The organism is Staphylococcus sp. HMSC072E01 (assembly GCF_001814125.1).
In the GTDB taxonomy this organism is placed as follows: Bacteria; Bacillota; Bacilli; order Staphylococcales; family Staphylococcaceae; genus Staphylococcus; species Staphylococcus hominis.
Genome location: NZ_KV814990.1, coordinates 115,777 through 141,943 on the forward strand (window position 1 = coordinate 115,777; position 26,167 = coordinate 141,943).

Consider the following 26,167-nt stretch of genomic DNA (forward strand, 5'->3'; position numbering starts at 1 on the left):
ATGTTTAAAATTGGACCATTAGAAATTAAATCTCGTTTATTATTAGGTACAGGAAAATTTGAAGATGAAGCGACGCAAACAAAAGCGATTGAAGCAGCAGAAGCGAATGTACTGACTTTTGCTGTAAGACGTATGAATTTATATGATAAAAACTTACCTAATCCATTAGCAAGTGTTAATCTTAACGACTTTATTACTTTTCCAAATACAGCCGGCGCCAAAACTGCTGAAGAAGCGATTCGTATCGCTGAAATTGCAAAACATGCTGGAGTATGTGACATGATTAAAGTTGAAGTGATTGGTGACGATGAAACATTGTTACCTGATCCATTTGAAACATATGAAGCATGTAAAGTGTTATTAGAAAAAGGTTATATCGTATGTCCTTACATTTCTAATGATGTCGTATTAGCGAAACGTTTAGAAGAATTAGGTGTTCATGCTGTTATGCCACTTGCTTCTCCAATTGGTACTGGACGTGGTATTAATAACCAACTTAATTTAAGTTACATTATTAAACATTCTAATGTTCCCGTTATTGTGGATGCTGGTATTGGTTCACCAAAAGATGCGTGTCATGCGATGGAATTAGGCGCTGATGCTATTCTTTTAAACACTGCAGTTTCAGGTGCAAAAGACCCTGTTAAAATGGCTGAAGCAATGAAACTTGGTATTCATGCAGGTCGTCTCTCATATGAAGCAGGACGTATTCCAGTAAAATATACTGCCCAAGCATCAAGCCCTACTGAAGGTTTAGGATTCTTATAATGCAACGCTATCACCGTCAATTGCGTTATCATGCATTTGGAGAGGAGGGCCAAAATGCCCTCTCCAATGCAACCATTTTAATACTTGGTGCAGGCGCGTTAGGAAGTCACGTTGCAGAGCTTTTAGCACGTATGGGTGCGCATCATTTAGCCATTGTCGATATGGATATCGTTGAATTATCTAATTTACATCGCCAAGCACTCTATACTGAAGATGATGCTCACAATATGGTCCCTAAAGTTCACGCAGTTAAACAAAAGATTGAACACATTAATTCAAATGTCAACGTTCAAACTTATTACCAAGAAATTGACTCTACAACTATTGAGGACATTTTAAAAGCCGTCAATCCTGATATTGTCATTGATGGTATGGATCATTTCAAAATTCGTTATCTTATTAACGAAGCCTGTCAAAAACACCATATTCCGTGGGTGTATGGTGCTGCTGTAGGCAGTAAAGGTACCGTTTACGGCATTGATTTCAAAGGACCTTGTTTGAAATGTTTATTAAAACAAATTCCAACCAGTGCAGAGAGTTGTGCTATTAATGGCGTATTACCGCCTGTGATTACACAGGTAGCAAGCTATGAGGTCACAGAAGCGATTCGTTATTTATCTGGTCATGGATTTTCTCATAAGTTAATTACTCTTGATACATTTCATATTGATTATAAAGCATTGAATATCGATATTTTAAAAGATGATGAATGTGACGTATGTGGTAAAGGTCATTACAAATTATTAGAAACGAAACAACAACAGAATATTGAAAGCTTATGCGGAAAAACCTACCTATTTAGATATCAACCTACTGTTTTTGACTATGCTGAACATTTCCCAGGTGATATTGTAAAGTCAACCTCATTTGCTAAGCTAATTAAAGACGGTAATTATGACATCACCTTATTCAAAGATGGTAGAATGAATGTCTATGGCGTGGAAGATGATAATGAAGCAGAACAATTGTATCATCAATATTTAAAATCCTTAAAATGAGTTGTACAATCCCTATCATGTTATAACAAGCAATTCATAGTAAATTCCTATATAATGAATTTACTATGAATTTTTTATTCGAGTAATGTTTAATAACGGAGGATTTTTAACTTTATAATGGAACAAATTATTACAAATTTTATAGGCCAATGGGGTTATGCAGCCATTTTTATTCTTATTTTATTAGAAAATGTCTTGCCTGTTGTGCCTTCTGAAATTATATTAACATTTGCAGGTTTAATGTCAGTTAAATCAGGTCTTTCAATTTTAGTCTTATTTATTATTTCAACAATTGCTTCATTTATCGGTTTACTTATTTTGTATTATTTATGTCGTTTAATTAAAGAGGAAAGTATTTATCGATTTGTTGATAAGTATGGTAAATGGTTCAAACTTAAAGGAAATGATGTGAAACGTGCGAACGACTGGTTTAAACGTTATGGTGCGTGGGCAGTTCTATTATGTCGTTTCATTCCTGTTTTACGTGTATTAATCACTATTCCAGCAGGTATCAATAAAATGAACGTGGCAACATTTACGATGTTATCTTTATTAGGCACAACGATTTGGAACTTTGCCTTAATTTTACTTGGTCGTCTTCTTAGCGATAGTTTCGATGTATTAATGTCTGGCATCCATACATATTCTTATTTTATGTATGTGATTCTTATCATTATTATTCTTTATGTACTCTATCGTCTATTCTTCAAAAAAAATAACGCTAAATAAGGACATTCATTTTACTTTCAAATTAAATTTACAACAATTCAAGCATCACTGTTGAAAAAGTGATGCTTTTTAACGATAATTTATGTAAGCGGTTTTATTTCTCTGCTTATTATCTAATAAATTTCCCATACAGGAGTGAAATCAAATGTCTCAATCTACGGAAAGTGAATTAAAGAAAAAGTATTTGGATTTACTATCTCAGCAATTTGATAGTCCTGAAAAACTTGCAACAGAAATTATTAATCTAGAATCCGTTTTAGAATTACCAAAAGGTACTGAACACTTCGTCAGCGATCTTCATGGTGAATATAAATCGTTCCAACACGTATTAAGAAATGGCTCTGGTAATGTCCGTGCTAAAATTAACGATATTTTTGCAGGTAACATATCTCAAAAAGAAATAGATGATTTAGCTGCGCTAGTGTATTATCCAGAAGAAAAATTAAAGCTCATTAAGAATGACTTTAATTCAAAACGTGAGTTAAATGAATGGTATATCCTGACAATCGAGCGTTTGATTGATTTAATCACATATTGTTCTTCAAAATATACGCGTTCAAAACTACGTAAAGCTTTACCTTCAGAGTATACATATATCATTGAAGAGTTGCTTTATAAAAATAATGAATTTAATAATAAAAAATCGTATTATGAAACACTCTTAAATCAAGTTATCGAGCTTGAGCAATCAGATGATTTAATTATTGGATTATCTTATACCATCCAACGTCTTGTCGTCGATCATCTTCATGTTGTGGGTGATATCTACGATCGTGGTCCAGAACCTGACAAAATTATGGATACATTAATTGACTATCATTCTGTTGATATTCAATGGGGGAATCATGATGTACTTTGGATTGGAGCTTATGCAGGTTCTAAAGTGTGTTTAGCCAATTTACTACGTATATGTGCACGCTACGATAACTTAGATATTATTGAAGATGCATATGGTATTAATTTAAGACCACTCCTCACTTTAGCTGAAAAACATTACGATGGCGATAACCCAGCGTTCAAACCGAAAAAACGTCCGGATAAAAAAGTGGGCTTATCTAAACACGAAGAAGCACAAATTACTAAGATTCACCAAGCCATTGCAATGATTCAATTTAAGCTTGAAATGCCAATTATTAAACGTCGCCCAAGTTTTGAAATGGAAGACCGTTTAGTTTTAGAAAAAATAAATTATGATACAAACGAAATTACAATTTATGGTAAAACATATCCTTTAAAAGATACTTGCTTTAGTACGGTGGACCCTAAAGATCCTGCAACATTATTACCAGAAGAAGAAGATGTTGTTAATAAATTATTACTGTCTTTCCAACAATCTGAAAAATTAAAACGTCATATGGCCTTTCTAATGCAAAAAGGTAAATTATACCTCCCTTATAATGGAAATCTTCTTATTCATGGGTGCATTCCTGTAGATGATCATGGCGAAATGGAAGCTTTTGAAATTGAAGGTGTAAAACATAAAGGCCGTGATTTATTAGATGTCTTTGAACGTCACGTGCGCTTAGCATTTAGCGACAAAGAGAAAACAGATGATTTATCTACGGATCTTGTATGGTATTTATGGACAGGAAAATATAGTTCTTTATTTGGTAAACGTGCCATGACTACATTTGAGCGCTACTTCATTGAAGATAAAGCGTCTCATAAAGAACCAAAAAACCCGTATTATTACTTACGTGAAGATGTAGATATGATTCGCAAAATGCTAAAAGATTTCGGACTTAATCCTGATGAAGGTCGTATTATCAATGGACATACGCCAGTAAAAGAAATCGATGGCGAGGATCCTATTAAAGCCAATGGTAAGATGTTAGTCATTGATGGTGGATTCTCAAAAGCGTATCAATCTACTACAGGTATCGCAGGTTACACGTTACTTTACAACTCATTTGGTATGCAACTTGTAGCACACCAATTCTTTGATTCTAAAGAGAATGTCTTATCTGATGGTGCTGATGAACTATCAGTACGACGTGTCGTTGATGAAGAATTACAACGTAAAAAAATTAGAGATACGAATGTCGGTAAAGACATTATGGAACAAATTCGCATGTTAAAATTATTAATGCACGACAGATATTTAAAATAAACCTATAATAATGCCCGGAGACACTTCAAATGAACTGTCGCCGGGCGCTTTTATTATTTATATACATTTCTTAAAATACCATATGTTCCATTGTCATATTCATCCATTGATTTTGTACTTCTATGGAATGTCGCTTCTTTATCGTCATTAATGTGATAAAGAATCATATCTTTATCTGTAATATCATGATATGAAGTGGCTGGAACTTCGACAATATTTTGATTCGTAATCACATTGTCAAACCATCTTGGACTATGCTTCTCATCGAATAAAATATGATTACGAAGCGGTCCATTTAAATTATTACGTGCTTGATCATCTGTAAATGATACTGGCATCATATTTACATTATTTAATCCAAATTCTGGAACTAACTCATTAAATGCAAGACTATTAAAAATAAATGATTTGGTCATTAATAAGCATTTGTTATAGCGAATTAAGTCTGCATACATACGATCACTACTTGATAATAAATTTCCTTTAAAAATTTCAAAACCGAGTTCTTCAGCTTTATCAGAAGTGTTACTAAACAAGTTAAACACCATCACTGGAATACCATGCGATTGTAACTGTCTACCTAAGTGATAAGAGAATTCGCTCTCACCTACTAAAATGACACCTGGAGGTTCAGTACTTGCTAAACCAAGCATTTTACTTATTGGTGTAAAGCTAAAACCATATATGACTACGGTAATAAATACTAAACCAAATGTTACCGGTGTAATATAAGATGCCATTTTCATATTATCATTTAAGAATAATCCACCGAAAAATTGTGCTACAGTTAATACAACAATCCCTCTTGGTGCCATCATGGCTACAAGCGCACGCTCTTTTTTAGTGATTTCAGTACCAATGGTAGATAATAAAACAGCAATTGGACGTACTAACACAATCATGACAAGTGAGAAAATCACAAGCTTCCATGATAATACATTCATCAATACAGAGGGTGTTAATGATGATGTTATTAAAATAAACACCGTTGAAACTAGAATGGACGACATATTTTCAATAAAATGATCTGACTCTTTATAAATTAAATCATGTCGTTTATAACGGGCCATCATTAACCCAAAAATGGTTACTGCCAGTAAACCAGATTCATCGAGAATTTGGTCACAGATGCTAAACACGAGCAATATAAACACCAACTGAATGGAAGGCATTAAATTTTGTGGTATGACATCACGTTGGATAAGCCAATTGAAGAAGAATGAAGCACCAAAGCCAATTAATGCTACAATCAACATTTTAAAAATAAATATAAGGAGTAATTGGAAACCAAAACCTTGTCCAACGATTTGATACACATAAAATGCAGCTAATGCTAGTATTGGACCAAGTGGATCAAGTATAATACTTTCCCAACGTAAGACAGTATCTACACTGTTTCTAACTTTTGCTTGTTTTAACAGTGGCTGAATCACTGTTGGTCCAGTAATAAGAAGTAATCCTCCCATAACAATAGCGATAGAAATAGGAAAACCTAAAATTTTATGTAAGGCAATGGCTCCAAGAACCCATGCAATTGTGGCGCCTATCGTAATAATACGTATAACCGCCTTAGAAATGCCTTTTAATTCTCTAAAATCTAAATTACTACTTCCTTCAAATAATATGATTGCTACCGCAAGAGATACAATTGGACTAAATACCTCTGAACCTAGCGTTTGCTCAGGATTTGCTAGTCCTAATATAGGTCCTACTAATAAACCAACAATCGACATTACTACAATCGAAGGCCATTTAATTCGATTTGCTAACCATTGACTAAAGATACCTAATGCAAGAAATAATACAATAACTAGCATTACAGGTAAATCAAATAACATATCTACACCTTCCTTATTTAAATTGAATATATTGCACTATCCTATCAAATTTTACTGACTAATGTATAGTATATTAAATACATTTTTTAAATAACATTTATATAAGAACTATAAACTATTATATACCCTATATAACTTAAAATTTATACAAATTCTTTCAAATGTATTTTCGAGAAATACAATGTTCATTACAAGTAAACTTTAATATTTATTTTTAATAAAATGTCCTTTAAAATAGATTAATATATTCTCATGTGTTTGATTTAGAAAGGATTTTTAAAAATGAAAGTTTTAAAAGAATCGATGATCGTAGCGTTTGCTTTTGTAGGCGTTGTCGTTGGTGCTGGTTTTGCTACAGGTCAAGAAATATTCCAATTTTTCACAAGTAACGGTCAATTCAGTGTATTAGGGATTATGATTACAGGATTAATCATCACACTAGGCGGTATGTTCGTCTTAAATACTGGTTACAACATAAAATCACATAATCATTCAGAATCCATTCATTACTATTTACACCCTATGATTGCTCGATTATTTGATATTGTCCTAACATTATTTTTGTTTTCACTCGCTATTATTATGAGCGCAGGCGGTGCATCTACAATTCAAGAAAGTTTTCATTTACCTTATTGGCTTAGTTCACTTATTCTCGTAGGTCTTATTTTGATTACATTATTTTTAAAGTTTGATCGTTTAATTGCAGTACTAGGTATCGTTACACCTTTCTTAGTTATCGTTGCCACAATTATTGCGATATATTATCTTGCAACTGGCCATCTTGACTTTGAAAGTGCAAATCAATATGCACAACATAAATCATCTATTTCACTTGGATGGTGGTTTGATGGCATCAATTATGCCAGTTTACAAATTGCTGCTGCCTTCAGTTTTCTAAGTGTCATGGGGGGACGTTTACATGACCAACGTGCTTCTATTTGGGGCGGATTAATTGGTGGCGTCATTATTACATTTTTACTTTTAATGATTAATTTAGGTTTAATGACAAAATTTAATGATATTAAATCCGTAGCGCTTCCAACCTTATTATTGGCACGACATATCTCACCTATTTTGGGAACTATCATGTCTATTATTATGATTCTAGTGATTTATAATACTATTGTAGGCTTAATGTACGCATTCGCCTCTCGTTTCACAACACCGTTTTCAAAACAATATTTTGTACTTATTATCGTCATGACAATCGTGACGTTCATTTGTACATTTATCGGCTTTATTTCACTTATTGGCAAAGTATTTCCAATTATGGGGTTATTCGGCTTTATTCTACTCATTCCTATTTTATATAAAGGGGTTAGACATTTTAAATATGCAAAAAAAGAAGGTTCAAAGGGAGAACATTAATCTCCTTTTGAATCTTCTTTTTTTATAGATTAAATTTAATACTTTACGGGAATAATAGGTATGGAGGTGTCGTTAATGACGAATCAACTATTTATTAATAATGAATTTGTAGAAAGTAAGTCAAACGAAACAATGGACGTGATTAACCCTGCTACGGGAGAAACAATCGATACGATTACATTCGCTACTGAAGAAGAGGTCAACGACGCAATTGAAAAATCTAAACACGCTCAACTTGAATGGGAAAAAGTACCAGCGCCTACACGTGCTGAGCATGTAAAATTATTAATTCCTTTACTTGAACAACATAAAGATGACATTGCTCATTTATACGTTAAAGAACAAGGTAAAACAATAGTACAAGCTAAAGGTGAAATTGATAAATCAATAGAATTCATTGATTATATGGCAAGTTTAAGTATGAGTAACAAAGGTGAAGTATTACAAAATAGTATAGTAAACGAAACCATTCAACTGACAAAAAAACCTATCGGTGTGACGGCTGGTATTGTGCCTTGGAATGCTCCAATTTTAGTGCTTATGCGTAAAGTGATTCCAGCTATTGTAACGGGTTGTTCTGTCGTTATCAAACCAAGTGAAGAAACAACATTATTAACATTAAAAATTGCTGAACTTTTCCGTGATTCAACTATTCCAGCTGGTCTTATTCAAATCGTTCCAGGTACTGGCGAAACAGTTGGAACACAATTGGCAACTCATAAAGATATTCAGCTTGTTTCATTAACGGGTAGTATGGGCGCAGGTAAAGCTGTATTTAAAAATACGGCTGACAGCATTAAAAAACTTAACTTAGAACTAGGTGGAAATGCTCCTGTTCTTGTCACACAACACGCTGACTTAGATAAAGCTGTTGATTATATTGTTACTGCACGTATTAATAACGCTGGCCAAGTATGTACATGTCCAGAACGTATCTTTGTTCATGAAGATGTACATGATGACTTTATTAATAAAGTGAAAGATAAAATGGATGCGCTTCAAGTTGGAGATCCATACGATGAAAACACTGACTATGGTGCAATCATTAATCAAAAACAATTAGATAGTATTGATGATAAAGTTCAAGAAGCAGTAAAACATGGCGCAGATTTAGTATTAGGTGGCTATAAATTAGATCGTGAAGGATTCTTCTACGCTCCTACAATTTTAGATCATGTAAAAACGACTGATAGTGCTTTTAAAGAAGAAATTTTCGGTCCTGTTCTTGCTATAACTACGTATACAAACTTTGATGACGTTATTGATATGGCAAATGATACGAATGCAGGTCTATCATCTTATATTTTCTCTGAAAACTTAAAAGAAATTATGACAGCTACTGAACGTTTAAAATTTGGAGAAGTGTATGCGAACTGTGAGGCAGAAGAAGCAGTCAATGGTTATCACGCAGGTTGGAGAGAATCTGGCCTTGGTGGTGCAGACGGTATTCATGGTTTTGAAGAATATTACAATACAACTGTAAGTTATATTAGATGGTAAATTAAAAATAAAAAAAGAGAGCAAGAAAGAATGGCGTTACATTCTTTCTTGCTCTCCTTTTTATTTGTTTAATGCTTTATCGAGGGCTTGAATATTTTTTTTCATAATGGATTGAAAAGTGAGTGTTTGATCTTCTGATTGAGATTGAGACAATACTGCTAAATTATTAAAATTTACAGGTTGAGTTTGGGTCTCTTTACGAATCACATCGGTTATTTTTGAAGAAATATTTTGTTCATATAAAATATACGGTTCATGTGTGTCTTTTATTTGATTAATGAGCGCTAAGATGTCTTTCTGACTTGGCTCTTTATTATTCATACCACTAACCCCTTCTTGTTCGAAGTGGTAACGTCGCGCTAAATATCCTAATGAATCATGAGAAATAATGACTTTATCTCGTTTAGGACGCGTCGTTATGTTAGATAATGTGTGGTCAATTTGTTTTAAATCTTCAACTAATTGTTTATAGTTATGCTCATAATATATACGATGCGCAGAATCTTTATGAACTAAATCATCTTTAATTTTCTTTGCGAATTGTTGGTCTAGTATTGGATCAAGCCAAACATGAGGATCATATGATGTTGCTTCATGATGATGTCCATGTTCATCGTGATCATCATCTTCATTCACAAGGATTTGTTTATTTAAACTATTTGCAACCGCTAATTTCATATCATTATTATTCATTGATTTTGTAATTTTAGCTGCTACTGGATCAAGATGATCACTTGAATAAACAAATAAATCACTTTTTGCAATATTAATCATATCGCGTTGACTAGGTTCATATGTATGCATATCAGCACCCGGTGGATAAATCGTATCTACATCCACATATTTACCACCAATTTGTTTTGTAAAGCTTTCAAACGCAAAAACCGTGGTATAAATTTTTAATTTATTCTCAGTTGTTACTTTTTTCTGTTTGTGAGTGATATCGCGGTTTGTACTACAAGCAGATAATATGAGACACAAACACATTAAACCGATAATTGCGATCATCTTCTTCACACAAACCCCTCCAAAACGTAATAATTTCGTTCTCAACTATATCTGTTCTTTTATAAAAAAGCAATAACTTTGTATTTAAATTTTTTATAATTTTTATATTCTAAATTTTATTTATGTAATGTTTTAATTTAGTAGAAATGTGATAAATAATACTAAGACATTATATAAGGAGTGAAGTAATATGGCTGAAGAAATTAAACAAGGTAACAATAAATTTTATGTAGGTGAAGACGAAAATAATCCTAAAGCAGAAATCACTTACAAACAAGTAGATAACAATGAAATTGAAATCGATCACACTGGTGTATCTGATGAATTAGGTGGTCAAGGTTTAGGAACTAAATTAGTTGATGCAGTTGTAGAACATGCTCGTCAAAATAATTTAAAAATTATCGCTTCTTGTCCATTTGCAAAAGATGTATTAGAAAAAAATGATAGTTACCAAGATGTTTATTTAGGATAAGAGTAAAATAAAATCCTCTAGAGAATCATTCTCTAGAGGATTTTTTTAATCAAGTGATTTATCTTGTTTCCTATTAATCATTCTAGTATATTTAATATACTTAGTATAAAAAAAGAGAGGCAATAATACATGACTGCATTTCATTCAAAAGAAGCAATGCAAGTGACGAACGTCACTTTAAATGTTAAAGATTTAAACAAAATGAATCACTTTTATTCTGAAGTACTCGGCTTTTCTATTAAAAAGAAAACTGACACACAAACCATTTTTAATGTTGGAGAACATGGTCACACGTTAACGCTTCATCTTTTAGATCATGGACGTCATCCTGATTTTAGAGAAGCTGGCCTTTTTCATATCGCTTATTTATTACCTTCACGACAAGACTTAGCTAACTTCCTATATCATATGAGTCGTTTAAATCAGCCTGTTGGTGGCGGTGACCATTTAGTAAGTGAAGCGCTATATTTCAATGATCCAGAAGGTAATGGTATTGAAGTCTATCAAGATCGCCCTTCTAGTGGTTGGGAATGGGAGAATGGCTTTATTAAAATGGATACCCTTGAAGTTGATGTCCAAGATTTAATTTCACATCGTACTGAAAAGGGTTGGCAAGGTTTTCCATCAGATGGAAAACTAGGACATCTCCATTTAAAAACACATAATTTGATAGAGGCTCGTCAATTCTATATTGATCAACTTGGTTTTGAACACATTTCAAAACTCCCTCAAAGTTTATTTATTTCTACACAACACTATCATCATCACATTGCTGTGAATACATGGCAATCTAATCAAGTAAATCCAGACAATAAGAATACTTATGGATTAACGCATATTGATATCTATCAACCTCACGCTAAAGAAACGAATTTAACATCACCTGAAGGTTTTAGTATGACTGTTCATGGAGATGTGAGTGTGGTTCCTGATTAAAAAAGGTTGGATGACAATCATCCAAACTTTTTTTAATCTACAATATCTCGATATTTTCTTACAGTATCAAAGTCACTATCTTTTGCTTTTTCATAACCTTGATGACCATAAATATCACTAATAATCTGTTTACCTTTTTTTGTATGACTTATCTCAATAAATGCTCGACTAATTTTCTTTTTCCATTTGTTACTCATGTCATTACGTACTGAAATGGTATCATTCGGAATTTTCTTTGTGCGATAAATCACTTTAGTTTCTTGATAAATATTAGGATACTCTTTTTTTAAATCTGCCCGAGCATCTTGATATGTAGCAACAGCTTCTACATCATGATTTAATAATGCAATTAACCCCTGATCATGACCTTTCACTTGTTGAATTTGAATATCAGCCTTTTTTATTCCTTTTTCCATTAAAGATGCTAAAGGATAAATATATCCTGACGTTGATTCCACATCTTGCAACGCTATCTTCTTATCTTTCAAATCTTTTAAATGATTCATATTACTGTCTTTACGAACCACAATTTGAGATCGATAGTAATCTACAAGATGATGTGTTCGATTCCCTTTATTATCTACTAGGTAACCTTTTGACTTTAACAATACATCTGCTGCATGAGCATCATGAGCTAATGTGTAAGAAACAGGAGAAATAAATGCAATATCGATTTTTTTCGATTTCAACCCTTCTACCATTGTATTATAATTTGTTGCTATATGTACTTTTACAGGAACTTCCAGCTCATCAGATAATAATTGTTGCAAAGGTTTTACTTTAGCGTTAAGGATTTGAGCATTTTGAGATGGAACAAATTCAACAGTTAATGATTTAGGTGTATAGGCTTCTTTAGGACGCTTTACATTATCAATGTTTGAACAACCGCTTACTATAATTGTAATAACTAAATAAACAACTAAAAATTTTAAACGTTTCATCATTTTCCCTTTTCAAAATATATAATGTATTTAAACTTCATCAAACTTAAAGTATAAAGACGTATTTATATTATATTAACCATCAATATTTAAATTGAAAATACAATTTATATTAAATTTTGATTTCAGTTCGAAGATCTTAATATTTAGATTTTCATCAAAACGTCTGCATATAAGTGGGATTGAGGTTACCGAAAAGACTATACAACTTCAAAATGAAATCCGTCATACTTTTCTATTTCTTAATCATACTCCATAAAAAAATGCCGACAAAGTATATACCTTTGTCGACATTTCAAAACATTTATTAAACTATTTAATTATATTTTAATTAGTATAAGCCTTTTGTTTCATTACTTGTATCAATAAAGATGTTTTTAACTTGTTGATAGTTTTTAATTGCATCTTTATAAACTTCACGACCGATACCAGATTTTTTATAACCACCAAATGGTGCACCAGCTGGAATTTGATTATACGTATTAACCCAAATACGTCCAGTACGAATTGCTTTTGCAACATTTAATGCACGAAGTAAGTTTGTAGTGAAGACACCACCAGCTAAACCATATTCTGAATCATTAGCAATGTTAATTGCTTCTTCTTCATCTTCGAATTTTTCAACAACAACAACAGGTCCAAAAATCTCTTCTTGTGCTAATTTATGACTATTATCTGAAAGTTCAATGATGGTTGGTTCGAAGAAGTAGCCTTTATCTAAACCATTATCAGTAATACGATGTCCACCCGTTAAGATATTTGCTTTGTCATCTTCTTCTGCTAATTTAATATAACTTTCAATTTTTTCAATTTGTTCTGGGCCAGTTTGTGCACCCATTTTTGTATCTTCAGCGAATGGGTCACCTACTTTAATATTTTCGAACGCTTCTTTTAATTTTGGTAATAATTTATCATATAAAGATGATTGTACTAATAAACGTGAACCGGCACTACATACCTCACCTTGGTTGAATAGAATACCTAATTGAACGCCTTCAATGACTTGATCTAAATTTGCATCATCAAAGATAATATTAGCACTTTTACCGCCAAGTTCTAATGTAGTTGGCACAATACGTTCAGCGCCTGCTTTAGCAACGCCATAGCCTACATTTGTTGAACCAGTGAATGATAATTTATTTACACCTTCATGTTTGAAAATCGCATCACCTGATTCTGAACCTTTCCCAGTAATGACGTTGACTACACCTTTAGGTAACACATCTTGAAGAATTTTAGCTAATTCAATTAAGCTTAATGGTGTAGAAGATGATGGTTGAATCACCACTGTATTACCCGCTGCTAATGCTGGACCTAATTTCCAAGATGCAAGTAAGATTGGGAAGTTCCATGCTACTACTGCACCTACTACTCCCACAGGTTCATTTACAACTAAACTCATCGTGTTATGATCTATTTGGTTAACCGAACCTTCATCAGTCGTTAATACTCCTGCAAAATATTTAAATTGTTCAGCTACTTGAGGAATATCGATCGTTGAAGTTTCACGATAAGGTTTACCATTTTGAAGTGATTCAACTGTTGCTAAGTGTTCCTTATTTTCTTCAATACGACGACTAATTTCTAATAAATAATCTGCACGTTCTGCTTTAGAAATTTTACTCCAGCTATCAAATGCATCATGTGCTGATTGCACTGCTTTATCAACATCTTTTTCATTTGCTTTAGCAACTTTAGCTAATTCTTCACCATTTGCTGGGTTAGTTACCGTAAGTGTTTCTCCACTTTCACTTGGTTGGAATTCACCATTTATAAATAAATCATATTGTTCATCTAAAAAATCTCTAACATTTACTTTTGCCATACGTTTTCATCCCTCTTTCTTTGTTTATAAATCATAACGTAACTCTCTATAAAGTAATGTTAAATTCACTTCATTCAATGATACGTTTTGTATATTGATTGTTTACCCTTTTTTTTACAAAACTATGCTTAATTTATCCATTCAATTACATCTTCTTGTGGTTGACGCGTTTTAGGTTTTGTAGGATTCTCTTTTCTATAACCAAAAGCTACCATAACTGAAGGTGCAAACTGATTACTATCAATGATCCCTTCATGTTCTAATAACTCAGTTACGCCATCTAAATCGAAACCTTCCATTGGACAGGAATCAATATTCATTAATGCAGCTGCTGTCATCATATTGCCTAATGCAATGTAGGTTTGTTTAGACGCCCAATCCAAAATGGTTCTAGCGTTGTCATTAATGTGAAAATGTGTTTGGAATTCCTGTACTTTATCTTCAAACATTGGAATGGTGCTCTCTTCATACTGCTTAATTCCTCTAATAAATGACTGTACATAATCAGACGTCGGTGTTACATTCTTACGAGCTAAAATTAGTACAAAATGACTGGCAGATTTAAGTTGTTTTTGTGCACCGGAACTATAAGGTATTAATTTCTCACGCAGCGTTTCGTTTTGAATCACAAGAAATCTCCAAGGCTCAAGACCTAACGAACTAGGAGATAATCGTCCTGCTTCAAGAATGGTATTGAATTCAGAATCACTTATCTTTTTTGTTGTATCGAATTCCTTAGTAGCAAATCTAAATTTAAACGCATCTATAATGGTATTTTGAATCTGATTGATAGTCATCCACTCCTCTATTTAAAAACTTACTCAAATTATAAAATACAAACTATTTTACCCAAAATAATTAGCTCAAAAGGATCCACCTATTTCTATGTTGTAATATTTTATTTTAAATGATATTTTATGTATATAATTTCACATTATACAAAATAAAAGACCCTTTTTAATTGATTTGTGAACTAATTCACAATATAATAGGGTTGTAAGTTGTGTTAGAGATAACATTCAATGATGTTGTACCCAATCTCTTACTTTAACTTTAGTCTTACGTATTTATTAAATTTTAACTTATTTATACAAAATGAAATGGGGTTATTTTAATGACAAAAATTATGTTTTTCGGAACTCGTGATTACGAAAAAAAAGACGCTTTAAATTGGGGTAAAGAATACAATGTAGAAGTTGTTACTTCTGAAGATATTTTAAGCGAAGACACAGTAGATCAATTAGAAGGTTTCGATGGCGTAACGACAATGCAATTCGGTAAATTATCAGATTCTGTTTATCCTAAACTTGAAAAATACGGTATTAAACAAATCGCTCAACGTACTGCTGGTTTTGATATGTATGATTTAGATCTTGCAAAAAAACACAATATTGTAATTTCTAACGTACCAAGTTATTCACCTGAAACAATTGCTGAATACTCAGTATCAATTGCTTTACAATTAGTACGTAAATTTCCTGCAATTGAAAAACGCGTTCAAGAACATAATTTCAAATGGGCTGCACCTATCATGTCTACACCTGTTAAAAACATGACTGTTGCAATTATCGGTACAGGCCGTATTGGTGCTGCAACTGGTAAAATTTATGCTGGTTTTGGTGCAAAAGTAGTAGGCTATGATGCATATCCAAACAACTCATTAGATTTCTTAGAATATAAAGATTCAGTTGAAGAAGCCATTGCCGATGCTGATATCATTTCTTTACATGTACCTGCTAACAAAGAAAGCTTCCACTTATTCGATGCTGACATGTTTAGCAAAGTGAAAAAAGGCGCTGTATTAGTCAACGCTGCTCGTGGTGCTGTTATTGATACACCAGCTTTAATTGATGCTGTAAATGATGGTACTTTATATGGTGCTGCCATTGACACATATGAAAATGAAGCTGATTACTTCACATATGACTGGACAGGTAAAGAAATTGAAGATAAAACGTTACTTGAATTAATTGAAAATGAAAACATCTTAGTGACACCTCATATTGCTTTCTTCTCAGATGAAGCAGTTAGAAACTTAGTTGAAGGTGGATTAAATGCTGCATTATCTGTCATTAACACAGGTAAATGTGACACTCAATTAAACTAAGATTTGATATATAAAAATGCCTAGGACAACTTATGATGTCCTAGGCATTTTTATGTGTTGGTAGTCGACCACTGAATGAGGCGACAAATTATTCTATCTCACTCTTTAATACTTTTTCTTCTATCATTTGAAGTACCCCTTGTTCATCATTACTTGGCGCTACAAATTTTGCGATATCAAATAATGATTGATCATCGCTATTTGCCATAACATAACTATGCTCTGCAAATTCTAGCATATCTTTATCATTGTTAGCATCACCAAATGCCATTAATTCTGATGGTGACATTTCCCATTTTTTTAACAAACGTTTTAACGCTTGGCCTTTTGTCATATTAGGCATAATAATATCAATACTATCATGGCCACTTGAAACCAATTTAATTTCTTCTTTAAACTTTGTTTCTAAATCTATATCCAAAGTGGGGTGTGTCTCACGATTAATATTTAATGCAATCTTCACATATTCATCATTAGGTAAAGGTTGAAATGTATCTATTTCTTCTAATTGACGATAATAAAAATGAGCATCTTTTTTAAAGGCTTCCGACGTATCTTTTAAAATATATGCACTTTTAAGTCCACATACAATGAATTCGTCGATGTGTTGATCAAGATGAATATAATTCACTACTTTTTCATATATAGCTTGATCAAAACTACGATAATTATACAATTGATTGCCATGATAAATCACTGCACCATTCTCAGAAATGAAATACATGTCTCGCTCTCCAAAAATAGACTTTAACTTAGCATATTGATTACCACTGGCTGCAATAAATTCAATATGGTTTCGTTTTAATTCTTGAAAAATTGTCTCAAAGCGCGCTTTGTCATATTCTTTATTTGTATCTAAAAATGTCCCATCCATATCTACTGCAATTGCTCTAATCATGAGTTGTTTCCCCCTTACAATACTTTTCATCGTCCATTATATCCATCTTATGATTGGGATTGAAGTCAGTACTTGAAGAGTGAAACTATATTCACATTTAGAAATTACATACAAAGAATAAAATTTTATGCATAAAAACCGCTCATCAATGAGAAGATGAACGGTCAACTAAAGTATTTATTTAATTTGTTTAGCTACGAAAATTTTTCTTTTTTCCCAAACGCCTGTTTGTTGATTATAATTATCACACGTGATTAATGTCAGTTGATTGGTTTCTCCTTTATGTTCGTCCAGTACTTGAACATCTTCAGGATCTACATCTCGAATGCTTGTCATTTTATATTTTCGAGTTTCATCTCCAACTTTAAAATAAACTTTGCTGCCTTTTTTTGCTGCTTTTAAATTTGTAAATTGGTAATGTGGACGATCAGTAAACGTATGTCCTGCAATAGAAATATTTTGATCATCAAGTGATTCATCACCTTCTGCAAAACTTACACCTCTATTAAGTTGTTCAAGTGTCGCAGGACCCGGATAAACAGGTTCTTTGATTTCTGCGTCAGGTACACTGATATACCCTGCCATTTCCGATTTATCTTTTGGAATCGTAGGTCTTTCTTTTGATGTATTGCTTTTATCATTTTTATCGTATTGTTCTACTTTATCGTCATTATCTTTTTGATGTAAGTAATTATCAATATATGGTTTCGCGAATAAATATACTGCTACTAATATCAAAATCACACCAATAATGGTCATGAGTCGATTTGTCCAATTTTTCACTAAGTGGTACTCCTTTAATTTTAAAATTCTTAATTCATAGTATATCATTTATTTTTCTAAATAAAATGTTAGATTATATGACATATATTTAATTTAACTTCATACAAGTGCTTAAATGAACAATAAATACTATAAGTAGGTGCTTATCATGATTAGAGAAGCAGAACGTAAAGATTTACCTGATATATTAAATATTTATAATGAGGCCATATTGAATACAACGGCTGTATATACTTATCATCCACAAAGTCTTGATGAACGAGAAGCATGGTTCGAAACAAAAGCGCTTGCAAATGAACCTATATTTGTATTTGAAATAGATCATAAAGTAGCTGGGTTTGCCACGTATGGTCAATTTAGAAATTGGCCAGCCTATTTATATTCTATTGAGCATTCTATATATGTAAATAAAGACTATCGTGGAAAAGGCGTGGCATCACATTTACTCGAACATTTAATTGATGATGCTAAACACCGCCAGTATCGCACTATAGTGGCAGGCATAGATACATCAAATGAAGCAAGTATTAAACTTCATGAAACATTTAATTTTAAACATGCTGGTACGATTGAAAACGTAGGCTATAAATTTGAACGTTGGCTTGATTTAGCTTTCTATCAATATGATTTAAATACGGACAAATAATTCATAAAAAAATCGAGATCTTGTTATTCACATAACTGTCTCGACTTTTTGTTTATTCTTCATCTCTAAGTCTATCTATTTTTTTATGTTTTCTATTTTCAAGCATAAAACACACATAGTAAAAAAGAAATACAAACATTATACTCATAGACATTGATTGAAGTAAAAGATTCTCCCAAGTTCCTTCGATCGTCCATACACGTGTTAACGTTGTATTAATGATGAAGGCTAAAAATAAGATATATAATCTAAGCATATCATCATCCCCTTTTGAGTTATTTTATAATTAAAAGTGAAATATTGCAATTATTTTTTGAAATTTTCTGATAATTTAAGGCATAAAAAACCATTCTTGAATATGCTATCATTCAAGAATGGTTTAGGATTTTAAATATTATGAAAAACTATTGACTGGATCTTCTGCATTACCAAAGATTTTTTGTTTAATGGCTTCTCCTGTTGGTGTACCTGCTAAACCACCTAGTCCAGTTTCTCTAAGTTGTGCTGGTAAGTTTCGCCCTACTTTGTCCATCGCTTCGATGACTTCATCGACTGGAATTCTACTTTTCACACCAGCTAATGCTAAGTCAGCTGAAATTAATGCATTTCCTGAACCAATGGCATTACGCATGACGCATGGAATTTCAACAAGTCCAGCCACTGGGTCACACACAAGGCCTAATAAGTTACTAATAGCTAATGCCATCGCATGTCCCGAAGCTTCTGGTTCACCACCAAAGACCGATACTGCAGCAGCTGCTGCCATAGCTGATGCTGAACCTACCTCTGCTTGACAACCTCCCGTTGCTCCAGCAACACTCGCATTATTTGCAACCACACGTCCAAATAATGATGCAACAAATAGAAAATCAATCATTTGATCTTCTGTTAAACCATGTGTTTTTTCTAATTTAAATAATACACCCGGAATCGTACCGGAGGAACCAGCTGTCGGTGTTGCACAAATAATACCCATTGCTGCATTGACTTCATTTGTTGCTACCGCACCTTTAACTGCATCCATCATTTCATAACCTGATAAAGCATGATAATTCTCGTTGTAATCACGAATTTTAGCTGCATCATGTCCTGTATACCCTGTGACACTTTCTACCCCGTCTCCTGTAGTTCCTTTAACTACAGCATCACGCATGACTTGTAAATTTTGTTTCATTAAATCTCTAACTTCATCACGTGATTGACCTGATAAATCCATTTCTTCCTGAATCATAATATCCGCAAATGACATATTGTTTTCAACAGCATAATCTATAGTTTCTCTAATTGAATCGAACATTTTTAATCCTCCTTTATTTTATATAGGATATGTTTAAGTGATTATATTTTTCTTTAATTTGATTTAATGTTGATTCTTTGATTGCTTTTGTTAACGGTAAAACAACTAAACTATTATCATCATCTGTTTCAACCAATTCTTTGTCTATACTTACGCCAAGTTCGTTTACTTCATTTAAGAAATGATTCACTTCCGACTTATTTTTAGATCCATCCATGACTAAAATAGGTAAGCCATGATTAAAGTTAACATCTATACCTTCAACACTAATTCTTTTCAATTTAATGGTACCGCCACCTATAGAATTACCAATCACTTCAATATGACGTCCATTCGCTTCAGCAATTAAATAAGCACAGTTTGGATGTTCTCCAATACTTTCTCCATCTTCTTCAATAATGTCAACATGAATACCTAAATCGTTAGCAATAGTTAATGAATCTTTAATTCGACTATCGAACGTACTATAACCCATTGCACCACCTACAATTGCTAAATCTGTACCATGCCCTTGGTGTGTTTTTGCGAATGATTCATAATAATGAATTGCTAATGTTTCTGGTTTAATGCCTCCTAGTACATTAAAAGCAGCATTCCCTATTTTTACTGCTCCAGCTGTATGAGAACTTGAAGGTCCCATCATGACTGGCCCAATAATATCAAACGCACTTTGATAGTCATAATTTTTTTTAGTAGCCATTCTTAAACACTCTCCTTAGGTTGTTTTTGTTTAGATGGTAATTTAATAGATAAATCCATGAGATTGAATTTTTTAATCAATGTACTGATAACGAACGCCAAAATGATACTTGAAATTGCTACAGCAATGATTGTAATTACTGCTTTCATTGGTGTATTAAAGCCAAACAATACAATTGCACCAGCAATTGGTGTAGCCATACCTTTTACATTTATTACTAGTCCACTAAATGTTACAATACATGCATTTACTACACCAATCAAGGCATTTGTTCCATATAATTGTAATGGATATTTAGCAATTAAATCAATTTGAGTGAGCGGTTCAACAAAAACTGCAAATGCTTTAGATGGACCACCAATGTTTAATCTACTAAACATCACGTAGTTAACAAATGAAGCGCCTGTACAAGTTAATGCACCGATTGCCATTGGTACACCTGTTAAACCTAATAAGCTTGTCAGTACCATTGAACTTAATGGTGTCATACCTGTAACTGGAATTACTAATCCAAGTATCACTGCTAAAGCGTATGGATTACTATCTCCTACAGCAGTAATTGCGCCACCAATTTGTTGCAACACAGCCATTACGCCTGGGCTAATTACCGTTGCTAAGCCAAATGCAACAGCTGGAGCAATTAAAATAACTGTAATTAAGTCTAACCCTTCTGGTACTTTCTTCTCAATAAATTTAATACCAAATGAAATAACATACGCTGCAATAAATGCTGGTAGTAATTTAAAATCATGTAATACTAAACCAACGATAACTGCAAATACTGGGGAAATACCTAAATTAACACATGTCAAAATCCCTACTGCAACGCCAGCTAAACTTCCTGCTAAATCTCCAATCACTTGGAAGAAGTGAATATGGAAAACGCCACCTATCGCATAACTTAAGAATGCTTGTGGTAAGAAAGTCGCACACGCTGCTCCCGACAGGGCTTGTAATCCTTGTTTCCCATATGGTGCAAAGTTTAAGAAAAGTGTCATTACAATTAATACTAATACAAGTGTTCCAACACCTAAAATAATATTCATTTCCCGTTAACCTCTTTCTCTCTAATTTCCTAGCCAATGTCATAGTACACCCGTTAGAAAACGTTTTCAACACCTAATATAATAAATCCAACATTAATTTGTGAAATAATTCACATTTTAAGTATTTTAACGAATTTAATTTTCATGTAAAAAAATTAGACGCAAAATATTAATTTTGTTCATAAAAAAACAGTAGAAATGAGAAATATTCCCACTTCTACTGAAAAAGATGTTTATAAATACACTCAGTTATAATTCATCTTTTAGTAATATGAATGTTCACCACTTGATTGAATTTTATCAATTATTTATTGTTTTCTTACTCACTCTGTTTCTTACCGAGGCGGATCTCTTATACGCACAAACATACTTAATTATATTGTTTTACTATTCTAAAACGTTAGAATAAGTTGTTATATTTTGTGTATCGATGAGTGTATACATGATATAACATAAATCATGAAAATGATTGGAAAAAAGTTGAAAGGATAGAAATGTCATTTCTAAACATGCATACTTATTATAAATTGTACGAATATATACATAATATTCTAGTAATAATCGTTTAAATAATACATTTAGGAAAAGATTCATAGAGGGTTTAAAATCATTGGCATTTAAATAAAGGGTCTCAATCATATTTACGTGTGATAGTTGATCAATGAAATGAGTATCGTTCATAACTATCACTCCTTTCCATACTTAACAGATAGTGTTATTTGGAATGAGGAATTTATATATATTATTTAATATCTATATTAGATTTTTGTCAATATATTTGTTATAAAATATAATATTTTAATTATAATAAGGAATGTTAATCGGAATTTACTATTAAAAAAGTAGGGACATAAAAACGATGTTTGTCCCTACTTTGTCATCTGATTCTTCGAGTTTCTTTCTAAATAATCATGGGCTAAACGCTTTAAATCTTTAATAATGCTTCTGTAAGTTGATGTGTATGTTGATAGATTTGTTTATAAATGTTGTAATAAGATTCATATTGTTGGTGTCGTTGCAAATTTGGTTCATATGTATGTTCAACGTCTATAAATTGTGCTACACAGTCATCAAAAGAATCAAACCATTGTAATCCATACGCCGCAATCATTGCTGCCCCCATACTTGGTCCTTCTTCATGCTTTAATTTACGTATAGATGCATTAAAAATATCAGCTTGCATTTGAAGCCAAAATTCACTTTTTGCCCCTCCACCAATTGAAGTAATATGTGTAATTTCTTTTCCCGCTTCTCGCATCAATTGAATTGAATCATATAAAGAAAAGGTAATACCTTCTAGTACCGCCCGTGCAAAGTCTGATTTAGAATGGTTACCGCTAATACCAATGAAACTCCCTCGAATAAATGCATCGCCATGTGGTGTACGCTCACCAGCTAGGTAAGGCGCAAATAATAAACGATTTGCACCTATTGACGAGGTACTCGCTTGTTTAACAATTTCATCAAACGTATCGTTATCAAAAAATGTTCTCTTTAACCAATTAAGACTATATCCTGCAGCCAACGTTACTCCCATTGCATAATATGTATTTGGAACACTATGATCAAAAAAATGTATATTATTTTTATACTGCGTTTGATTACTTTTTTCTACGTTTACGATTACACCAGAAGTACCAATACTACATAATGTATCATTATCATTGATTATACCTGCACCAATGGCACCACAGGCATTATCTCCACCCCCAGCAAATACTTTTACTGGAGATGTAAAACCAAGTTCACTCGCTAAGGGGTCTTGAATCATTCCAACTTCGTCTGTGGATTTCACAAGTGATGGATAAACATCTCCTATATCAAATGTATCTCCAACTTCTTTTGACCAATCATGCGTTTCTGGACTAAGAAGAAGCGTACTTGCAGCGTCAGAATATTCCATGTGAATCTTACCCGTTAAGCAATAACGTACATAATCTTTAGGAAGAACGAACACATCTACTTTCTTCCATAGTTCAGTCTCATGTGTACTTACCCACATCATCTTAGGGAGTGTAAAACCCTCAAGAATCGGATTTCCATTTAATCGCTCTCCATAAACCGCTCGAATTTGCTTACATTGTTCTGAATTACGTGTATCATTCCAAAGGATAGCATGTCGTACAGGGTGACCTTCTTTATCTAAGGCTACTAGTCCATGCATTTGACCTGAGAATGAGATGCCCTTCACTTTATACGATTTCATTTCATCAGAATGATTTAACCGATATATGCCTGTTTTAACTGCATTAAACCATTCCTCTGGATCTTGTTCGCTATATCCAGGTTGGGATTGTATTAAATTTAAAGGCACACTTGTTGAAGTGATTACATGGCCTGTTTGATTTACCGCAATAATTTTAACTGCGCTAGTTCCAAGATCAATGCCTAATACTGCTTCTTTCATACGTCTCACCCTTTATATCACTATTCATATAATTATATTAATGACAATTTATTATTTTTATATTTTCTATTGTAAATAAATTAAATTTAGCTATCTATGTATTTATGATAGCGTTTTAAATAATTATTTCAATACTTATTTTGAGTAAATAAAAAAAGGACAAAAACCGATTGATTTTTGTCCTTTTTTATTATCTGTTTCCTACATCTTGTCCAACTTCCACTGTTCTATCTTTTTTGTTATAAACAGCACCTTGAACACTACCAAAGTTAGGATCGTTACGTTTTTCTTCTACACCGAAACCTAGACTTTTGAAAATATTGACATCATTATCATCCATAGCATTTTCATAGAAGATTGTTCCACCATCATTATAAAAACGTGGCTTATTAATAGATTCTTGCAACGTACCATTTCCTCTTAAATAATCTACAATGACTTCATTAAGAATCGTTGGAATTTTATTTCCTCCTGGCGAACCAATACCCATATAGAAGTCGGGTCCAACAATAATAGTAGGCGACGTATAAGAACGTGGTGCTTTATGTTTCTCACCATAGTTTGGACTGTTTGGATCTGTTGAAAAGTTTGTTAGTGAGTTGTTCATGTAAAAACCTTCTTTAACATATTTACCTGTTCCAAAGAAGCTTGATAATGTATTTGTAGTACTTGCTAACTTACCGTTCTTATCAATCACTACAAAGTGCGTTGTACTTGTGTTATCAATACGTTGTGTATTGAAGTCACTACCTTGTTCGTCAAAATTGATACCGTTAATCTTATCTAATAAATAATCTTGAGACAAGTAGGTATTGCTACTAGATTCTTTGCCATTAACAATATCTCTATTTCGATACATAATATCACGAGATTTGACAATCCCTGTAATATAATCTGTACGATCATTTGCAGAATTTACGCTTTCATCAATCTTCAAACCTTGTTCCATTAAAATCCCACCTAATGGGTTAGATGCAGCATAAACAGTATTGTTTAAATATTTTGTACTAATAGGTTTCTTTTCTTCTGTTTTTACTTGTTTAAAATCCTCTTCAGTGAGTTGATTTTTTAATTGTTTAGATAAACTTTTTCCAATATGATTATAAAAATAATCCGGCCCTTTATCTCGAATTTTCTTTAAAGTATTTGCTAAAGCAGGTTGTTTTACAATTGCACCTTCACGAACTGTACGCTTGCCTTTAAAGAAGGGAGAGTTTCGATCAATGTCAGAACCAAATAATTTCAAACTACGTTCTAACTCTGAATCCACTTCAAAGCCATCTTCAGCTAATGGAATGATATAGTTTAAGATTTTTTTCTCATCCATTTTACCTTCTTTTTCATGCATATCATGTAAACCGCGTACAAAACCAGGTGTCCCTATTTTATCTCCCTTTTTGTAATTAAATGAAGATGTTGTTTTATATTCATACATGCGAGGTTCTTCACCATTTTTACCATCGTAGGTAAGTGTAGCGCCGCCACCACCTAATCCAGATGAATGAGGTTCTGTTACTGCAAGCGCGTATGCGACACCTTCCGCTGCGTCAACTGCATTACCACCATCTTCAATAATTTTATTACCTACACGTGTTGCGATAGCATTGTTTGAAGCGACACCATACGTTTTTTGCTCATCAGAGGTTGCTGATTTACGGTTAGCAATCTTGTTTTCATATAGATCATCTTTATCAGGTTTATCTTCTTTATTAAAAAAATAAAATGTAAATGAGATTAAAATTGTAATCACTAAAATGACTGATAGTGTCACTTTATTATAGATATTCATA

General features: G+C 32.7%; 24 protein-coding genes. 10 read left to right on the top strand and 14 right to left on the bottom strand.

The window, feature by feature from the left end; genetic code table 11:
* From HMPREF2953_RS09070 to HMPREF2953_RS09085, 4 genes are all read left to right on the top strand, one after another.
* Entirely contained in the window at positions 1 to 768 is a 768-nt protein-coding gene (locus tag HMPREF2953_RS09070; protein ID WP_017175037.1) for a thiazole synthase, read from the top strand.
* Entirely contained in the window at positions 768 to 1,766 is a 999-nt protein-coding gene (locus HMPREF2953_RS09075) for a ThiF family adenylyltransferase (protein WP_070672961.1), read from the top strand. The genes HMPREF2953_RS09070 and HMPREF2953_RS09075 overlap by 1 nt, the downstream gene beginning before the upstream one ends.
* A 117-nt stretch (positions 1,767 to 1,883) precedes the next feature.
* Entirely contained in the window at positions 1,884 to 2,495 is a 612-nt protein-coding gene (locus tag HMPREF2953_RS09080) for an undecaprenyl phosphate transporter UptA (RefSeq protein ID WP_002448460.1), read from the top strand.
* A gap of 145 nt (positions 2,496 to 2,640) precedes the next feature.
* Positions 2,641 to 4,605 carry a fructose-bisphosphatase class III gene (locus tag HMPREF2953_RS09085; protein ID WP_049334735.1) on the top strand — a complete coding sequence of 655 codons (1,965 nt, stop codon included), beginning with the start codon at positions 2,641 to 2,643 and terminating at the stop codon, positions 4,603 to 4,605.
* Positions 4,606 to 4,658: 53 nt separating this feature from the next.
* On the opposite strand, the gene HMPREF2953_RS09090 is transcribed toward HMPREF2953_RS09085, so the two are convergent.
* Complete coding sequence (locus tag HMPREF2953_RS09090; protein ID WP_070672962.1) at positions 4,659 to 6,443, bottom strand: cation:proton antiporter; 1,785 nt, start codon at positions 6,441 to 6,443, stop codon at positions 4,659 to 4,661.
* Between the two features lie 282 nt (positions 6,444 to 6,725).
* On the opposite strand from HMPREF2953_RS09090, the gene HMPREF2953_RS09095 reads away from it, so the two are divergent.
* Together HMPREF2953_RS09095 and aldA are read left to right on the top strand one after the other, a co-directional pair.
* Entirely contained in the window at positions 6,726 to 7,811 is a 1,086-nt protein-coding gene (locus HMPREF2953_RS09095) for a YkvI family membrane protein (protein ID WP_070672964.1), read from the top strand.
* A gap of 75 nt (positions 7,812 to 7,886) precedes the next feature.
* On the top strand, positions 7,887 to 9,311 hold the full coding sequence (gene aldA / locus HMPREF2953_RS09100; RefSeq protein ID WP_070672966.1) for an aldehyde dehydrogenase: 1,425 nt from the start codon (positions 7,887 to 7,889) through the stop codon (positions 9,309 to 9,311).
* A gap of 60 nt (positions 9,312 to 9,371) precedes the next feature.
* On the opposite strand, the gene HMPREF2953_RS09105 is transcribed toward aldA, so the two are convergent.
* Complete coding sequence (locus tag HMPREF2953_RS09105; protein ID WP_070672968.1) at positions 9,372 to 10,328, bottom strand: metal ABC transporter solute-binding protein, Zn/Mn family; 957 nt, start codon at positions 10,326 to 10,328, stop codon at positions 9,372 to 9,374.
* 181 nt (positions 10,329 to 10,509) lie between these two features.
* On the opposite strand from HMPREF2953_RS09105, the gene HMPREF2953_RS09110 reads away from it, so the two are divergent.
* Both HMPREF2953_RS09110 and HMPREF2953_RS09115 read left to right on the top strand, forming a co-directional pair.
* Entirely contained in the window at positions 10,510 to 10,791 is a 282-nt protein-coding gene (locus tag HMPREF2953_RS09110; RefSeq protein WP_002448625.1) for a GNAT family N-acetyltransferase, read from the top strand.
* 129 nt (positions 10,792 to 10,920) lie between these two features.
* Entirely contained in the window at positions 10,921 to 11,727 is an 807-nt protein-coding gene (locus tag HMPREF2953_RS09115; protein ID WP_070672970.1) for a VOC family protein, read from the top strand.
* Positions 11,728 to 11,759: 32 nt separating this feature from the next.
* Here the strand turns inward: HMPREF2953_RS09115 and HMPREF2953_RS09120 are convergent, their stop codons facing one another.
* From HMPREF2953_RS09120 to HMPREF2953_RS09130, 3 genes are all read right to left on the bottom strand, one after another.
* Positions 11,760 to 12,668, bottom strand: coding sequence for a phosphate/phosphite/phosphonate ABC transporter substrate-binding protein (locus HMPREF2953_RS09120; protein ID WP_070672972.1), 909 nt, complete (start codon positions 12,666 to 12,668; stop codon positions 11,760 to 11,762).
* 331 nt (positions 12,669 to 12,999) lie between these two features.
* On the bottom strand, positions 13,000 to 14,493 hold the full coding sequence (locus HMPREF2953_RS09125; protein ID WP_070672974.1) for an aldehyde dehydrogenase family protein: 1,494 nt from the start codon (positions 14,491 to 14,493) through the stop codon (positions 13,000 to 13,002).
* A 128-nt stretch (positions 14,494 to 14,621) separates the two neighbouring features.
* The gene (locus HMPREF2953_RS09130) at positions 14,622 to 15,290 is read right to left on the bottom strand and encodes an NAD(P)H-dependent oxidoreductase (protein ID WP_083310598.1); all 669 of its coding nucleotides are present in this window, start codon (positions 15,288 to 15,290) and stop codon (positions 14,622 to 14,624) included.
* Positions 15,291 to 15,607: 317 nt separating this feature from the next.
* On the opposite strand from HMPREF2953_RS09130, the gene HMPREF2953_RS09135 reads away from it, so the two are divergent.
* The gene (locus HMPREF2953_RS09135) at positions 15,608 to 16,600 is read left to right on the top strand and encodes a D-lactate dehydrogenase (protein WP_070672976.1); all 993 of its coding nucleotides are present in this window, start codon (positions 15,608 to 15,610) and stop codon (positions 16,598 to 16,600) included.
* 88 nt (positions 16,601 to 16,688) lie between these two features.
* Here HMPREF2953_RS09135 and HMPREF2953_RS09140 read toward each other — a convergent pair whose 3' ends face one another.
* Positions 16,689 to 17,498: a Cof-type HAD-IIB family hydrolase gene (locus HMPREF2953_RS09140; protein ID WP_070672978.1), complete on the bottom strand. Its 810-nt coding sequence runs from the start codon at positions 17,496 to 17,498 to the stop codon at positions 16,689 to 16,691.
* Positions 17,499 to 17,675: 177 nt separating this feature from the next.
* A complete protein-coding gene (gene srtA, locus HMPREF2953_RS09145; RefSeq protein ID WP_070672981.1) occupies positions 17,676 to 18,281 on the bottom strand; it encodes a class A sortase SrtA in 606 nt (201 codons plus the stop codon).
* A gap of 148 nt (positions 18,282 to 18,429) precedes the next feature.
* Between srtA and HMPREF2953_RS09150 the strand changes: the two genes are divergently transcribed.
* Positions 18,430 to 18,927, top strand: a complete 498-nt coding sequence (locus HMPREF2953_RS09150) for a GNAT family N-acetyltransferase (protein ID WP_049334744.1) — start codon at positions 18,430 to 18,432, stop codon at positions 18,925 to 18,927.
* A 52-nt stretch (positions 18,928 to 18,979) separates the two neighbouring features.
* Here HMPREF2953_RS09150 and HMPREF2953_RS09155 read toward each other — a convergent pair whose 3' ends face one another.
* The 7 genes from HMPREF2953_RS09155 to HMPREF2953_RS09185 all read right to left on the bottom strand — a co-directional run bounded on the left by HMPREF2953_RS09155 (position 18,980) and on the right by HMPREF2953_RS09185 (position 26,166).
* A complete protein-coding gene (locus HMPREF2953_RS09155) occupies positions 18,980 to 19,183 on the bottom strand; it encodes a hypothetical protein (protein ID WP_049334745.1) in 204 nt (67 codons plus the stop codon).
* Positions 19,184 to 19,321: 138 nt separating this feature from the next.
* Positions 19,322 to 20,224: an L-serine ammonia-lyase, iron-sulfur-dependent, subunit alpha gene (sdaAA, locus tag HMPREF2953_RS09160; protein ID WP_049334746.1), complete on the bottom strand. Its 903-nt coding sequence runs from the start codon at positions 20,222 to 20,224 to the stop codon at positions 19,322 to 19,324.
* A 13-nt stretch (positions 20,225 to 20,237) separates the two neighbouring features.
* Entirely contained in the window at positions 20,238 to 20,924 is a 687-nt protein-coding gene (locus HMPREF2953_RS09165) for a serine dehydratase beta chain (RefSeq protein WP_070672983.1), read from the bottom strand.
* A gap of 2 nt (positions 20,925 to 20,926) precedes the next feature.
* Complete coding sequence (locus tag HMPREF2953_RS09170) at positions 20,927 to 21,970, bottom strand: PTS sugar transporter subunit IIC (RefSeq protein ID WP_002449239.1); 1,044 nt, start codon at positions 21,968 to 21,970, stop codon at positions 20,927 to 20,929.
* 387 nt (positions 21,971 to 22,357) lie between these two features.
* On the bottom strand, positions 22,358 to 22,651 hold the full coding sequence (locus HMPREF2953_RS09175; RefSeq protein WP_070672985.1) for a sugar ABC transporter permease: 294 nt from the start codon (positions 22,649 to 22,651) through the stop codon (positions 22,358 to 22,360).
* 244 nt (positions 22,652 to 22,895) lie between these two features.
* Positions 22,896 to 24,377: a xylulokinase gene (xylB, locus tag HMPREF2953_RS09180; RefSeq protein ID WP_070672988.1), complete on the bottom strand. Its 1,482-nt coding sequence runs from the start codon at positions 24,375 to 24,377 to the stop codon at positions 22,896 to 22,898.
* Positions 24,378 to 24,567: 190 nt separating this feature from the next.
* Positions 24,568 to 26,166, bottom strand: coding sequence for a gamma-glutamyltransferase (locus HMPREF2953_RS09185; protein ID WP_070672990.1), 1,599 nt, complete (start codon positions 26,164 to 26,166; stop codon positions 24,568 to 24,570).
* Position 26,167 lies beyond the last annotated feature (1 nt).